Annotated in this window: 15 protein-coding genes; 6 read left to right on the forward strand and 9 right to left on the reverse strand. The window is 63.6% G+C overall.

Annotated features, from left to right (window positions below; all coding sequences use genetic code 11):
* Positions 1-71: 71 nt before the first annotated feature.
* From J2T57_RS19680 to J2T57_RS19695, 4 genes are all read right to left on the reverse strand, one after another.
* The gene (locus J2T57_RS19680; protein ID WP_253483990.1) at positions 72-2447 is read right to left on the reverse strand and encodes a bifunctional diguanylate cyclase/phosphodiesterase; all 2376 of its coding nucleotides are present in this window, start codon (positions 2445-2447) and stop codon (positions 72-74) included.
* A gap of 41 nt (positions 2448-2488) precedes the next feature.
* The gene (locus tag J2T57_RS19685; protein WP_253483993.1) at positions 2489-3529 is read right to left on the reverse strand and encodes a CDP-6-deoxy-delta-3,4-glucoseen reductase; all 1041 of its coding nucleotides are present in this window, start codon (positions 3527-3529) and stop codon (positions 2489-2491) included.
* A gap of 96 nt (positions 3530-3625) precedes the next feature.
* A complete protein-coding gene (ubiD, locus tag J2T57_RS19690) occupies positions 3626-5110 on the reverse strand; it encodes a 4-hydroxy-3-polyprenylbenzoate decarboxylase (RefSeq protein WP_253483997.1) in 1485 nt (494 codons plus the stop codon).
* Between the two features lie 85 nt (positions 5111-5195).
* Entirely contained in the window at positions 5196-5768 is a 573-nt protein-coding gene (locus J2T57_RS19695; RefSeq protein ID WP_253484000.1) for a DUF2946 family protein, read from the reverse strand.
* Positions 5769-5885: 117 nt separating this feature from the next.
* On the opposite strand from J2T57_RS19695, the gene J2T57_RS19700 reads away from it, so the two are divergent.
* The 4 genes from J2T57_RS19700 to J2T57_RS19715 are packed head-to-tail and all read left to right on the forward strand — an operon-like array spanning position 5886 to position 7950.
* Positions 5886-6617, forward strand: a complete 732-nt coding sequence (locus J2T57_RS19700) for a glutamine amidotransferase (RefSeq protein WP_253484003.1) — start codon at positions 5886-5888, stop codon at positions 6615-6617.
* Position 6618: 1 nt separating this feature from the next.
* Positions 6619-7299 (forward strand): class I SAM-dependent methyltransferase, encoded by a 681-nt coding sequence (locus J2T57_RS19705; protein WP_253484006.1) that lies wholly within the window; start codon positions 6619-6621, stop codon positions 7297-7299.
* On the forward strand, positions 7296-7475 hold the full coding sequence (locus J2T57_RS19710; RefSeq protein ID WP_253484009.1) for a hypothetical protein: 180 nt from the start codon (positions 7296-7298) through the stop codon (positions 7473-7475). The genes J2T57_RS19705 and J2T57_RS19710 overlap by 4 nt, the downstream gene beginning before the upstream one ends.
* Positions 7476-7491: 16 nt before the next feature.
* Positions 7492-7950: a hypothetical protein gene (locus J2T57_RS19715; RefSeq protein WP_253484012.1), complete on the forward strand. Its 459-nt coding sequence runs from the start codon at positions 7492-7494 to the stop codon at positions 7948-7950.
* A gap of 47 nt (positions 7951-7997) precedes the next feature.
* Here the strand turns inward: J2T57_RS19715 and J2T57_RS19720 are convergent, their stop codons facing one another.
* Positions 7998-8219: a hypothetical protein gene (locus J2T57_RS19720; RefSeq protein ID WP_253484015.1), complete on the reverse strand. Its 222-nt coding sequence runs from the start codon at positions 8217-8219 to the stop codon at positions 7998-8000.
* 236 nt (positions 8220-8455) lie between these two features.
* Between J2T57_RS19720 and J2T57_RS19725 the strand changes: the two genes are divergently transcribed.
* Entirely contained in the window at positions 8456-9385 is a 930-nt protein-coding gene (locus tag J2T57_RS19725) for an aldo/keto reductase (RefSeq protein WP_253484017.1), read from the forward strand.
* A gap of 7 nt (positions 9386-9392) precedes the next feature.
* Entirely contained in the window at positions 9393-10088 is a 696-nt protein-coding gene (locus tag J2T57_RS19730; RefSeq protein WP_253484020.1) for a DUF6064 family protein, read from the forward strand.
* Positions 10089-10204: 116 nt separating this feature from the next.
* Here the strand turns inward: J2T57_RS19730 and J2T57_RS19735 are convergent, their stop codons facing one another.
* The 4 genes from J2T57_RS19735 to J2T57_RS19750 form a co-directional block, all read right to left on the reverse strand.
* The gene (locus J2T57_RS19735) at positions 10205-10396 is read right to left on the reverse strand and encodes a hypothetical protein (RefSeq protein ID WP_253484023.1); all 192 of its coding nucleotides are present in this window, start codon (positions 10394-10396) and stop codon (positions 10205-10207) included.
* 1 nt (position 10397) lies between these two features.
* On the reverse strand, positions 10398-11186 hold the full coding sequence (locus tag J2T57_RS19740; protein WP_253484026.1) for a mechanosensitive ion channel family protein: 789 nt from the start codon (positions 11184-11186) through the stop codon (positions 10398-10400).
* A gap of 102 nt (positions 11187-11288) precedes the next feature.
* Positions 11289-12731 carry a hypothetical protein gene (locus J2T57_RS19745; protein WP_253484029.1) on the reverse strand — a complete coding sequence of 481 codons (1443 nt, stop codon included), beginning with the start codon at positions 12729-12731 and terminating at the stop codon, positions 11289-11291.
* 27 nt (positions 12732-12758) lie between these two features.
* On the reverse strand, positions 12759-12905 hold the full coding sequence (locus J2T57_RS19750; protein ID WP_253484032.1) for a hypothetical protein: 147 nt from the start codon (positions 12903-12905) through the stop codon (positions 12759-12761).
* Between the last annotated feature and the right edge of the window lie 4 nt (positions 12906-12909).

Genomic DNA, 12909 nt, shown 5'->3' on the forward strand with positions numbered 1-12909 from the left:
GGACAGGTGGCCGCTGGTATCGCGCCGAAAGGCGGCAGTATAGCTCCCGAGGGCGGGTCCGGCCATTCGTGTCACGCCGAGACGGTGTCGGCACGACGCAGCAACAGGCGGATCGTGTTGTCGTCCGCGATGTCCAGTCTACCCCGATGACTCGAAAGCAGCCGTCGACATACTGCGAGGCTCAGACCCACTGTTGGGTCTTCTGCATCCAGGGACACGTCATCCGGCGGCTCGAAGGCCAGGATAAGCGTATCGTCTTCGAACTTCTCTTCCACCGCCCAGCCGCCCCCGGATAGCCGCGCGTGACGCATGATCTCGAACAGGTGCCGGATCAGCATGTCGGCATCTTCGGGCGCCAGGATGACTGCACCTCGCAGTGTCTCGGTGCCCGCGATGGGGCAGCCGGTGGTTTCGATGCCGGTATTGACCAGGGCGCTGGTGGCCAGCGGCTGCGGCGCGGACGTCGTGGCGCTATCGGCGATGCTTAGCAGTACCGCCTGGAGGGTGCGTAACTTTTCGCTGTCGACTTCGCCACGATCCTCGAGGGTCTGCAGAGGCGAATCGAGACCACGTGCGGCAAGGCCCGCCATGTCGAGGAGTTCCTGCTGGCTTCTGCGGAGTCGTTCCGTGGCCTCTTCCAGACGGGCCTGGGCCGCCACCTTTTCACTGATGTCGGAGAACACCAGCACGGCACCCTGAACCTCTCCGCCCTGCAGGATCGGTGCGCAGATGTACTCTGCGGGGAAGCTGGTGCCGTCCTTCCGCCAGAACAGTTCACCGCTCATGGTGTGTACCTTGCCGGTGGCGAGGGTATGTTGGCTGGGGCACTCGGAATGGGGGTAGGGCGTACCGTCGTTGCGGCTGTGGTGGATCAGGCTGTGCAAATCCTTGTTGAGGAGTTCCTCGGCGGTGTAACCGAGCAACTCCTCCGTCGCCCGGTTACAAAACCGCAACCGGCCCTGCTTGTCCAGTTCATAAATGCCCTCCGCCGCAGAATCCAGGATGATGCGTTGCTGCGTGCTGAGCCGTTGCAGGCGGGAGACATCCGAGAACACCAGCACCACGCCCCGCATGTTTCCGGCCTCGATCATCGGGGCGCAGGTGTAGTCCACGGGCAGCAGGGTATCGTCCGTACGGCGGAAATACGCTTCGGTGACGTGGCAGGTCTTCTCCGCTTGCAAGGCCTCGAGAACGGGCCAGGTTTCTACATCGGTGTCCGCCGGCATGAGTGCGCGGACGTCCATGTTCGGCGCGTCGGACTCGTCATCCGACAGTCGCAACAATTCCCGCGCGGCATGATTGCAGTAGGTGACCCGGCCGTTCCGGTCGAGCCGGATAATGCCTTCTGCTGCCGCGTTGAGGATGAGGTCCTGTTCCCGGCTCAGTCGGGCCAGGGTGTCCTCGGCGATCCGGCGATCCGAAATGTCCTGAATCTGCGTGGTGACATAGATGGGCTGCCCGTCGCCGTCATGAATCAGGGAGCCGCTCACCAGCGCCCAGATGAGCTTGCCATCCTTTCGCAGATACCGTTTCTCGACCAGGAAACTGTTGCGTTCTCCTTCCAGCAGTTCCCGAACCAGGTTGGGCGTCAGTTCCTTGTCTGCCGGATGGGTGAGGTCGCGAAAGTGGGTTTCCAGCAACTCCGCGGTGGTGTAGCCCAACATCTCGGAAAGTGCATGGTTGGCATGCAGGCAGCGCCCGTTGTCGGCGGGATCGAACAGGCCCATGCCGATGGATGCAGTGTCAAAGATGGCCCGATAAAGCCGCTCGCTGTCGCGCAGGGCACCGGCCGCGCGACGCCGATCACTGATATCGCGGGAGATGACCAGCACCTCCTGATGACCGTCGGCATTGGTGTGCAGGCGGTGGGTGGCCTCAAGCCAGATTAGTTGGCCATCGGCATGGCGAATGGGATACACCGTGGTGAATGGTCGCTCCGAGGCCAGACGCTGCTCGCGCTTGCGCCGCACGCGCTGCCGGAATTCGGGGTCGATCAGGTCGAAGGTGTTGCGACCGACCAGCTCGGCGGCCGGCCACCCCAGCATGGTCTCGGCAGATGCCGACACCCAGAGGATTTCTCCATCAAGGGCATGAGCGGAGAACAGATCCTGGCCCGGTTCTTCCACCATGGCTGCGTAGCGCTCAAGCTCGGTATCGCGGCGGGCGGTCGCCGTTTCAACGGCGCGGAGGGAGCGCAACTGATGCTCGGTGTCTTCGCTTGCCCGTGACAGCAAGTCAAGCCGCTCATCCAGCACGATGACCCGGCGACGGGTTGCCAGAAATGCGGGAATAACCAGGCTGAGAGCCGCCGCGTATGCCACAAGGCCGGGCCAGGAGAAAAAAATCCAGCAGGCCGCAGCCAGGGCGGGCGTGCCGACCAGGAGGCCGCCGTCCCGGATGATTGAATGATGCGTGGTGTGTGCTCTCGGCAGGGCGTCCTTTTCCATCCGTCGTTTCCATCGATACCGCTATCGGGTGCGCACCAGCTTCAATTCTCGGGCGGCGCAATCATATTGTCTGCTGCATGCTCAAAGGAATCAAAGTAGAGATGCTCGTCCAGAAGGCCATGATGGCGGAAGTCCCGCCGGGCTGCCTCTATCATTCCGGGCGGACCGCTCATGTAGACATCATAGCCGCCAAGCTGCGGATGCTCCTGAAGCAGCATGTTGTGAACCAGACCGATGCGGCCTTGCCACTGGTCCTCGGGAAGTGGCTCCGACAAGCAGGGCGTGTAAGTGAAGTGGGGATACTTCGCAGCCCAGATGGCCAGTTGCTCATGACGGTACAGGTCGTTCCGGGCCCGCACCCCCCAGTATAGGTGAATCGGCCGGTTCAAGCCGATCTCGAAGGCGTGCTCGAGCATGCTCTGCAGTGGTGCCAGACCTGTGCCGCCGCCCATCATCAGGATGGGGCGTTCCGACTCTTCGCGTAGAAAGAACGTGCCGTAGGGTCCATCGAGCCTGAGCAGCGCCTTCTCCCGCATGCTGCCGAACACCTTGCCGGAAAATTCACCATCCACCAGATGCCGGACATGGATTTCCAGGAAATCATCCCGGTGTGGCGGGTTGGCAAGGGAATAGCTTCTCCTGCGTCCGTCGCGGAGCAGGATGTCGATGTACTGGCCGGGGAGAAACTGCAACCGCTCGCTATCCGGGAGCTTGAGATCCAGCTGCATGACGTCATGGGCAAGGCGATGCATGGCGACCACCCGGCAGGGGAGTTTGCGGGGCTCGATGTCGCCTGCGTCACGCAGTTCCCGGACTTCGATCACCAGGTCACTGCCGGGCTGGGCCATGCAGAACAACGCCTGGCCGATGGCGGCCTCGGTTTCGTCCAGAGCCTCGGGCGTGCCGCCACCCGGGTAGGTGACCTCACCTTCCACGACCTTGCCCATGCAGGTGGCACACGAGCCACCACGGCAACTGTAGGGAATCACCAGTCCCGCTCGCAGTGCACCGGCCAGCACGGATTCACCCTGCGCGACGGTGAAGCGATGTCCGGAAGGCTCGATTGTGACCTGGTATTCCATGCCTGCTCCCGATCCGATGACAGTCCCTGGCCCTATGACAGCGGAAAGTGCCAAACCTCTCCGGGGCCGAGTCTGGCGGTGGAGGTGTGATATCGGCTACCGGGGAACCGGGGGTGCATCAATACCCAGTTCCGCCCACCGTTCGTCGACCCGCTGGCGAATCTCGTCACTCATTCGAATCGGCGTACCCCACTCCCGCGTTGTTTCCCCCGCCCATTTGCTGGTGGCATCCAACCCCATTTTGGACCCAAGACCGGAGACCGGCGAGGCGAAATCCAGGTAATCGATGGGGGTATTGTCGATCATCACCGTGTCGCGCTGGGGGTCCATGCGGGTGGTCATAGCCCAGATCACGTCCTCCCAGCTACGTGGATTGACGTCGTCATCCACCACGATGACGAACTTGGTGTACATGAACTGCCGCAGGAACGACCACACGCCCAGCATCACCCGCTTGGCGTGGCCCGGGTACTGCTTGCGCATGCTCACCACCGCCATGCGGTAGGAGCAGCCCTCCGGCGGCAGGTAGAAATCCACGATCTCCGGGAACTGCTTCTGCAGGATCGGCACGAACACCTCGTTCAGGGCCACGCCGAGGATGGCGGGCTCGTCCGGGGGGCGGCCGGTGTAGGTGCTGTGGTAGATCGGGTCCGGTCGGTGGGTGATGCGGTCGATGGTGAACACCGGGAACTCATCCACCTCGTTGTAGTAGCCGGTATGGTCGCCAAAGGGGCCTTCCGGCGCCATGTCATCCGGGTGGATGTGGCCCTCCAGCACGATTTCGGCGCTGGCCGGCACCTGCAGATCCGAGCCGATGCACTGGATCAGCTCGGTCTTGCTGCCGCGCAGCAGGCCCGCGAAGGCGTACTCGGAGATGTTGTCCGGCACCGGCGTCACCGCCCCGAGGATGGTGGCCGGGTCGGCGCCCAGCGCCACGGCGATGGGGAACGGCTCGCCGGGGTGCGCCTGCCGCCATTCGCGGAAATCCAGCGCGCCGCCCCGATGCGCCAGCCAGCGCATGATCACCCGGTTGCGGCCGATGACCTGCTGGCGGTAGATGCCGAGATTCTGCCGGTCCTTGTGGGGGCCGCGGGTGATCACCAGCGCCCAGGTGATCAGCGGACCCGCATCCCCCGGCCAGCAGGTCTGCACCGGGATGCGGGAGAGGTCCACGTCTTCCCCCTCCAGCACCACCTCCTGGCAGGGCGCGCGGCGCACCTTCTTCGGCGCCATGCTCAGCACCTTCTTGAAGACCGGAAGCTGATCCCAGGCGTCGCGAAAACCCTTGGGCGGTTCGGGCTGGCGCAGGAATGCCAGCAGTTTGCCGATGTCGCGCAGCGCGTCGGTGCTGTCGGCGCCCATGCCCATGGCAACCCGGGTCGGCGTGCCGAACAGATTGCCGAGTACGGGCATCTGGTGGCCGACGGGATTCTCGAATAGCAGGGCAGGGCCGCCACCACGCAGGGTGCGATCGCAGATCTCCGTCATTTCGAGCACAGGGTCCACCGGCGCCGTGATGCGCTTGAGCTCCCCGCGCCCCTCGAGCTGGTTCATGAAATCCCGCAGATCTCTGTATTGCATGCGTCGCCATCTCTCCGCCGTTGCGCCGGCGGCTATTCTCCCAGCCCCCGGGTATGCTCACAAGGCTGCGCCGTGGGGGAAAGGTTCAGTGGCCGGTTGGCGTGGGCGACGGGTTGAAGGCAAAGCGCCGGGGTACGTCAGCCCGATGGATGAACTCCAGGGGTACCCGCTCACTGTTCCAATGCAGCGAGAGGGCCTGCAGATTTTGATCGTTGATAGCCTGTTCAAGGGTTTCCAGCGGGATGGTTTCCCCTTGCAGGTCGCGTAATCCGTCGATCATGGCCGCCAGCCCCTCGCCAGCGACCACCCCTGGTCCACGCTGGGTGACCAGCAGCAGATTCCCCTCGTCATCAATCAGGGCCGTGCCTGTCAGCCTGGCCTCAGCCCCGGTCTGAAAACGCAGCATGCCGCTGTTGTCGAGGTGCAGAACCCAGGGCGTGTAATCAAGTGCGACATAACCCCGCTGCGGGCCGTTCTGGAAATACCAGCAGCCACGTTCGTCCACGTCATAGTTACGGCCGATATAGTCGAACAGGGCCTGGTTCCGCACCAAGCTGTCACGCAGCCACCAGCGGCCTCGCTCGTCCAGACGCAGCCAGCCATAGAGATGGGGGACATCCGGCCAGCGGGCCATGGCACGGCGTACGCGATCATCCATGGGCTCGTCCTCTCTCGTCGGTTACAAGGTAGCATGCCGGCCAGGACACCATGCCGGCGAGATCCATGGCATCATTCCAGACGGTGTACGGCGCGGTTCAACGAAGAGGTTGCGTGAATGATGAATGGATCCGGGGAACACCTTCCCGTGCTGATCGTACGGCTTGGAACCACACCGCCGCCGGTGAAGGCGGAGTGCGGTACCGGCGACCAATGGATCGGCAACGGCCTGGGTTTGCCTGTGCATGTGGTCGACCCTCGAAAGGGCGAGCCGCTGCCAGCCCCGGACGCAATTGCGGGGGCGGTACTCACCGGCTCCCGATCCATGGTTACTGACCGCGAACCCTGGAGCGAATACACCGCCGGATGGCTGCGTACGCTGGTAGAACGCGAAGTGCCGGTGCTCGGCATCTGCTTCGGCCACCACCTGCTGGCGGAGGCGTTCGGCGGGGGTGTCGGCTTCCACGAGGGCGGACGGGAAGTGGGCACCGTCACCATCCGGCCCACGCTGGAAGCCGCCCATGATCCGCTATTCGGTGGTCTGCCTGCTGCGTTTCCCGCGCAGGCGATACACAAACAGCAGGTTCAGCGGCTGCCGTCAGAGGCGGTGCTGCTGGCCACCGGTGACTTTGAACCGACTCAGGCCTATCGTCTGGGTTCCCGTGCCTGGGGCGTGCAGTTTCATCCGGAGTTCAGTGATCGCGTCATGGGTAGCTTCATTCGCGCTCTGGAGCCCGCGTTGCAGGAGGAGGGGCTGAATACCGCCGCACTGCAGGCAGGTTTGCAGCCATCGCCAGAGGCGTGGTGGCTCCTGCGCCGTTTTGCCGGCCTGACTGTGGCTGAGCGCTGACATGCGGGCGGAGTTCTGGCTCGATCGCTGGGAGCAGGGCGACACGCCCTGGCAGCTTGATCGGGTCAACCCGTTGCTGCAGCAGCATCTGCCATCCCTCGGAATTGAACCGGGCGCGCGTATTTTCTTGCCATTATGTGGCGCGACGCTGGATCTCGGCTGGCTGAGGAGCCAGGGATTCGATGTCGTGGGTGTCGACCTTGCCGAGGCGAGTCTGCAGGCGGTTGCCGACGCTGAAGGCCTTGAGCGGCAGGCAGCGGCGCACGTCGATGGGTTGCAATGCTTTGCCGGTGAAAACCTCACCCTCTGGTGTGGCGACTACTTTGCGTTGACCCCGAAGCAACTGGGCAGAGTGGATGCCATCTGGGATCGGGCCGCCCTGGTGGCCTTGCCCCCGGAAATGCGCAGGGAATACGCCCGCCATATGCTGGACCTCACCCCTGCTCGGCCACCGCTGCTGTGCTGGACCCTTGAATACGAGCAGGCCCGGATGGACGGACCACCGTTTTCCGTCTCTGCAGATGAACTGAAGCAGCTCTGGGGTCGGGAATACCGCCTTGAAACCCTGTTGGCCCGGGATGTCCTTGGCCGAAGCCCTGCCTTCGAGAAAGCCGGCCTCACCGCTCTGCAAGAGCGACTGGCCCTTCTCAGTCGTTGGGGTTGTCCGCCTACAACATCATGACCGCCGATGACCGTGCCGAGGCGGCGGCGAAGGAGGCCACCATAACCGGTGCCGGTGGCCTGGACGGTGGCGCGCTTGCAGGCCTCGCCTGTGGGCCTGGCGCGCCGGTCTGTGTGGCCGCTGGTGCGTTCGCCGGCGGTGCGGCAGCCGCTTTCGGCGCGTCCGCTGCCTGGTAGTGCCGTCGCCGTGCGCGTGATCAGAGAGATTGAGCTCAGTCCCGTCCAGTCGGTCCGTCCGGGCGGACCGCCGCGCAGCGAGGTCCGGTTGTTCGGTCTGGATACCGGTCCCGTGGTCTCAGGCGCGGAGCTCGATGCGGCTATCGACATCGGCAACGGGGAGTGCCTGCTGTTCCTCACCGACGACATTCCCCACGAGGACGTCCTGAACATCCATCTGATCACCGCGGATGGTCGCCGTTTGGACAGCGCGGCCATCGGGTATCCATACGCCACGGAAGCCTTCTCGTTGCTGGAAATAGAGCCGCCCAACCGGGTCCACTTCCGATTCATGGGCGAGACCCAATGGACCGTCGAAATTCTCCCGAGGCGTGAGCTGAGGCTCCCCCTGATCTCGGAGCCGCGGGGGGTCTGGCGAGGTGCTCGCATGTTCCGGCGTTTCCGGGTGGACGGCGCCCCGTGTCACGGTCCCTGAGGTGTGCGGGCCCGCAGCGCTCGCCGGGGCCCGCGCTGGCAACTCGGTCAGGCGGGCTCGAAGGGGCGATCCCACAAGTCGTTGGGTTCATGCCGGCGGAGGATGTCCTCCGCCCGGCGGCGAACCGAATCGGGCACGATGACTTTGACCTGGTTGTTGCTCTTGTCCAGAAACACTTCTTCCCGGATGAACCCCTCCGAGATCAACTCGTCCAAGGCGTTGTTGGCCTTGTCGATGTTGTCGTATGCGGCGGTAACCGTCTTGCTCATGACGACCTCCTCGATAGCGTGGTGTGTCCGGCGCGGCGGCGCGGACGTCATGCCATCAGATCCCATTATAGCTTCTGGCCCTTGCCGGAGAAGGCGCCGGTCGGCACTGAGGCCACCGAGCGGCCAGGCCTCCACCCCGATTTTACCGACCTGTCCGGTAAGCCTGATAATGGACGAAAGGAGTGTATGTCGATGCGTCGAAGATTCAGCCCCGAACAACTCCGCGCGAGGTCATCATGAGTCTGCGGCTATCACGCAGAAAAGCGCTCCAGCTTCTGGGTGCCGGCATTGCAGGCGCCTTGTTCCCACCGTCGCTGGCTTTGGCAGGCTCGAATGGCAGGCTCTACAAGCCCATTCCCGGCGGGCAGCGGCTGCCGGTGATCGGGCTTGGCACCTGGCGCACGTTCAATGTGGGCGCCGATCAGCAGTTGTTGGGTGATCGCGCCGAGGTGGTCCGCGCGTTTTTTGAACACGGCGGCGGCATGGTGGATTCCTCGCCCATGTACGGTTCGGCGCCCGACGTGATGGGCTTCGCGCTTGAGCGGCTGGGCCACCCCGGCTCGCTCTACTCGGCCGAAAAGGTGTGGAGCCCGGCCGGGGGCTCGACACGGGAGCAGATTGCCGAGCTCGCCGACCGTTGGGGTGTGTCACGCTTCGATCTCATGCAGGTACACAACCTGGTGGACTGGCGCGAGCACCTGGAGGTGCTGCAGCAAATGAAGGCGGACGGCGAACTGCGGCACATCGGCGTCACCACCTCCCACGGTCGCCGCCACAGTGCTTTTGAAGACATCATGCAAAACCACGACATCGACTTCGTGCAACTGACCTACAACATCACCCATCGGCAGGTGGAACACCGCCTGCTGCCGCTGGCCCGCGAGAAGGGCATCGCCGTGATCGCCAATCGGCCCTACGACGGCGGCGGCCTGATCCGGAGACTCAAGCGGGGTCATGAAGTACCCGGTTGGGCGAAAGAGGAGTGTGGCTGCTCCACCTGGGCCGGTTTCCTGCTCAAGTTCATCGTCAGCCATCCGGCAGTTACCTGCGCAATCCCGGCAACGACGAGCGTCGAGCATCTTGAGGAAAACATGCGGGCAGGTCTCGAGCCCATGCCCGGCGAAGGTGCGCGCCGGCGCATGATCGAACACATTGAGTCGCTTTGACGCCGTCATGGGAGACTGGCTCAGCTACCGACTCGAGGACTTTATCCCCTTCACCGCCGAGGTCTACTTTCGCCTGATCGAGCGTATCAACGAGAGTTTCTGGCCCTTGCAGCTGCTGATGGTCTTCCTCGGCCTGGTCGCGGTACTCCTCGCCTGGCGCGGATGGCGGCGGTTCGGTCTGGCACTGGTTGCCGGGGCATGGCTGGTCAGCGGCTTTGTCTTCCACCTCCAGTATTACGCGGAAATCAATGTCCTTGCCGGTAACCTTGCGGTTCTATTCTTTGTCCAGGCGGTGCTGATGCTGACCGTCGCCTCCTTCGGCGCTGGGGGACCGTCAGCGCGGCGAAGTGGTGGCCTTCGAACCGTCGTCGGTGTCGCCATCGCCGCCTTCGGAAGCGCCGCCTACCCGCTGCTGGCACCGCTCACAGGCAACGGCTGGAGGCAGGCCGAAGTCTTTGCCCTGCATCCGGACCCAACGGCCATCGTCACCCTGGGTTTCCTGCTCATCGCCTTGCGCGGCTCCGCCAGCTGGCTGGTGTACCCGATCCCGCTACTGTGGTGCCTGATCACCACGCTCACCCTGATACCACTTCAGGTCGGTTGGGCCCTGCTTCCCTTGGGAATTGCCACCATCACGGTGCTGGGCCTGGCTGCCGCGGCATTCGAGGATCGCTTTCGTACGCGCAACTGCCGTGCCAGCTAACCGGCGGTGTTCGTGGGCGACATGCACTGGTTGCGGAACTCCCTCAGTCCGTGTGCTAGTCAGGGTTCTAGAAAAGATGGCGCTGCACGAGCCCTGCGACGGTTTCCGCCTGTTCCTCATGGAGGCCCAGGGTGCCGGTGGGCAGGCACGAGAACGTGATGCTGGGCAGGGCTCCCGCCGGTGACGAACACGGCCGTGCCGAGGCGGGCGCCGCGCTCATCGAAGGGGGTCGTGATGCGTTGACCGCCGAAATGCCAGCTGAATTGCCGTGTGATGGCCATCCGCCGCCCTGCTGCCGGTGTACTCATGTCAGCGGGTTGTCGCCGAACCCGCCGGGGGGTAATCCAGCCCGTCTGCCATGGCACCGCGGGTATCGTGGTCGAAGTCCGGAAACGGCAGTTGGTTGTTCTTGCGAAGTTGATCGATGATCCCCTCGACACGTTCCCTGCGTTCCTCGTCGATGCCCCCGTCGCGAGCGACGTAGTTCACCGTTGACGGGAAGGCGAAGCCGGTGCCCGATTCATCGACGATGTCGATGAGGCGGAGGAAGATATCTTCCTGCACACCGAGATACTTGCTCCAGTCCGTGGTTCTCACATAGGCGAAGATCGCGATGTGCAGCGAGTGCGCACCGAACCCGGCGAAGCGCGCCCGGGCCGAATCGCCCTCGACCATGGGATGTTGCAGCAATAGCTTGCGGATTTCCGTCAGCACCCAGCGGACCTGATCGGGCGTGGTTTCGTAACGCAGTTCCACCTCGGTATTGATCAGGATGCTGTCCCGACGCGAGTAGTTCTCGATATGCATGGCGGCGAACTCGGCGTTGGGAATGGTGACAATCGTCCGGTCGAGGGAACGGATTCTGACCGAGCGCAGGCCAATGGTCTCGACCACTCCGATATTTTCGCCGAACCGGCAGAAATCGCCCGCTTTCACGGGTTTGTCGGCGAACAGAGTGATTCCGCCGATGAAGTTCTCGACCGTGGAACGCGCCGCCAGCGCGACCGCCAGGCCGCCGATACCCAGACCGGCCAGTACCCCCTGGTAGGGTAGCGAGAGCACTTCCGCCAGGAACAGGATCGTTCCGATGATGACCACGAGTTTGGCGAGCGAAGTCAGCAGGGAGTGCAGGATCTCGTCGCGATACTGGGAAATTTTCGGGTCGACGGCGAAGAAGTGGCTGATCCGGTCGACCAGATGCTAGGCCAGCCATCCACCGGCGATCGAAAGCACGACGCCGAGAGCAATGCGAAGCGGGATGTCGACGTTCTGCGGAAGACCAAGCCAGCCGACGAGCAGCAGGCCGCTCCACGCGACGAGGACCAGCAGCAGCGGCAGGGAGAAGCGCACCACCACGTTGGTATTGTCGTCATGTCGACCATCGTTTCGACCAAGCCGCAACATGCGGACGGTCAGCCAGCTCAGCAGCCAGCTCACCGGAATACTGACCAGCAGCCACGCTGTCAGCGTCAACCATTGCCACACCTCGACGCCGCCCACCTCGTTCAGGAGGTCCCGGTTGACCGCGCGAATCTGGCTGCGAAGCTCGAAAAACGGTGACGATGCCTCGGTGATGGCCAGTTCGTCACGCGGCATGTCCTCGAGTGCGATGAACAGATCACGGGCGGAATCAACAGTCTCGGCGCTGAACTGCCAGATCCAGGTCTCGTTTTCACCGTCCTCCGATACGTCCACCAGCACTGGCACGATTTCCACGCTCCCCGCCGGATGCTGGAAGTGGAGGTAGGGAGACTGCTGCTTGGGGTTGTCAGGAATCTCCTGGGGCAGGACCAGTCCGATTCGGTCCATCACCTCCTTGAGGTATTCGCCGCGCAGCGCAGCTTCGTCGGACCTGATGGCAGAGGGAATCTGCGACATATCCATTGTCTTGACGAACAGATCTGTCGGATCGGTTCGCCACAGTTCCCATTGCTCCTGGAAGGTTCGCATCGTATCGCGTGGCGACTTCAGCAGGTGATGCTCGCGGGCGTGCGGCATTTCGCCGTCGAACAATCGAAGCATGGAGACCAGCGCCCGATCCATCTCTTCCTGCGATGGCACGACCAGAAGCCAGCGATCGGATCCGTCCGGTGCCTCCTCGCGAACGAAGCTCAGGTCGATCTGGGCTCGCGTACCGGCCTGCGACAGGGTCGCGACGTACTCCGTGGTCTCTGGGTCCGACGGGACCAATCGGCGCACCCGCACGGTGGTCCGATCGAGCACGTTGAAAAGCTCCATCGCGAGTCCGATCCGCGCCGCGGGGGGGAGGTCTTCCGGGTATCTGTCGTAGTCGAGCAGCGGCAGCACCGGTCCGAACCGGTCGGTACGGCCATCGCGTGCATCGTTGCCGGCCCGCAGAAAGGCAAACAGCGTGTCGCCGGGAGTCGAGGCGGCAGGGATGGTCTCCACCTGCCGGATCTCGTCGGCATCCTTGCGCCGTGCAGTCCACCATTCACCGGTACCAAATCGGCCCATGAAGGTTTCGCCGTCGGGTGACAGCGAGAAGACGAACTCACCCGTACCGCCGGGGTCGCTCCAGGTGCCCCTGAGAGTGCGTCCGTCCACCTGGCCGCTAATCTCTCCCTCCAGGACCGGGTAGGTGCCCTCGACGCGCCCGTCGCCCGACTGTTCCAGAAACAGCACAGCGCCGCCATCGCGCCAGCGACTGTCTCAGGCCCCGGTCCAATCGGTGACCTCGTCGGAGAAGGCAGCGACCGGCAGCAAGCCGAAACCGATCAGCAGAATCAGGAAAGGAAGAGCAGCCCGGTGGAGTGAGGCGCGGCAGTCATGGAGTAACCCCTGTGCCATTGATCCCATCCCA

This window comes from Natronocella acetinitrilica (assembly GCF_024170285.1).
Lineage (GTDB): Bacteria > Pseudomonadota > Gammaproteobacteria > Nitrococcales > Aquisalimonadaceae > Natronocella > Natronocella acetinitrilica.

What these genes read in the sequence shown, in the direction of transcription:
- J2T57_RS19680 (WP_253483990.1), bottom strand. Translation starts at nt 2,447, where the DNA reads ATGGAAAAGGACGCCCTGCCGAGAGCACACACCACGCATCATTCAATC.
- J2T57_RS19685 (WP_253483993.1), bottom strand. Translation starts at nt 3,529, where the DNA reads ATGGAATACCAGGTCACAATCGAGCCTTCCGGACATCGCTTCACCGTC.
- ubiD (WP_253483997.1), bottom strand. Translation starts at nt 5,110, where the DNA reads ATGCAATACAGAGATCTGCGGGATTTCATGAACCAGCTCGAGGGGCGC.
- J2T57_RS19695 (WP_253484000.1), bottom strand. Translation starts at nt 5,768, where the DNA reads ATGGATGATCGCGTACGCCGTGCCATGGCCCGCTGGCCGGATGTCCCC.
- J2T57_RS19700 (WP_253484003.1), top strand. Translation starts at nt 5,886, where the DNA reads ATGATGAATGGATCCGGGGAACACCTTCCCGTGCTGATCGTACGGCTT.
- J2T57_RS19705 (WP_253484006.1), top strand. Translation starts at nt 6,619, where the DNA reads ATGCGGGCGGAGTTCTGGCTCGATCGCTGGGAGCAGGGCGACACGCCC.
- J2T57_RS19710 (WP_253484009.1), top strand. Translation starts at nt 7,296, where the DNA reads ATGACCGCCGATGACCGTGCCGAGGCGGCGGCGAAGGAGGCCACCATA.
- J2T57_RS19720 (WP_253484015.1), bottom strand. Translation starts at nt 8,219, where the DNA reads ATGAGCAAGACGGTTACCGCCGCATACGACAACATCGACAAGGCCAAC.
- J2T57_RS19725 (WP_253484017.1), top strand. Translation starts at nt 8,456, where the DNA reads ATGAGTCTGCGGCTATCACGCAGAAAAGCGCTCCAGCTTCTGGGTGCC.
- J2T57_RS19730 (WP_253484020.1), top strand. Translation starts at nt 9,393, where the DNA reads ATGGGAGACTGGCTCAGCTACCGACTCGAGGACTTTATCCCCTTCACC.
- J2T57_RS19735 (WP_253484023.1), bottom strand. Translation starts at nt 10,396, where the DNA reads ATGAGTACACCGGCAGCAGGGCGGCGGATGGCCATCACACGGCAATTC.
- J2T57_RS19750 (WP_253484032.1), bottom strand. Translation starts at nt 12,905, where the DNA reads ATGGGATCAATGGCACAGGGGTTACTCCATGACTGCCGCGCCTCACTC.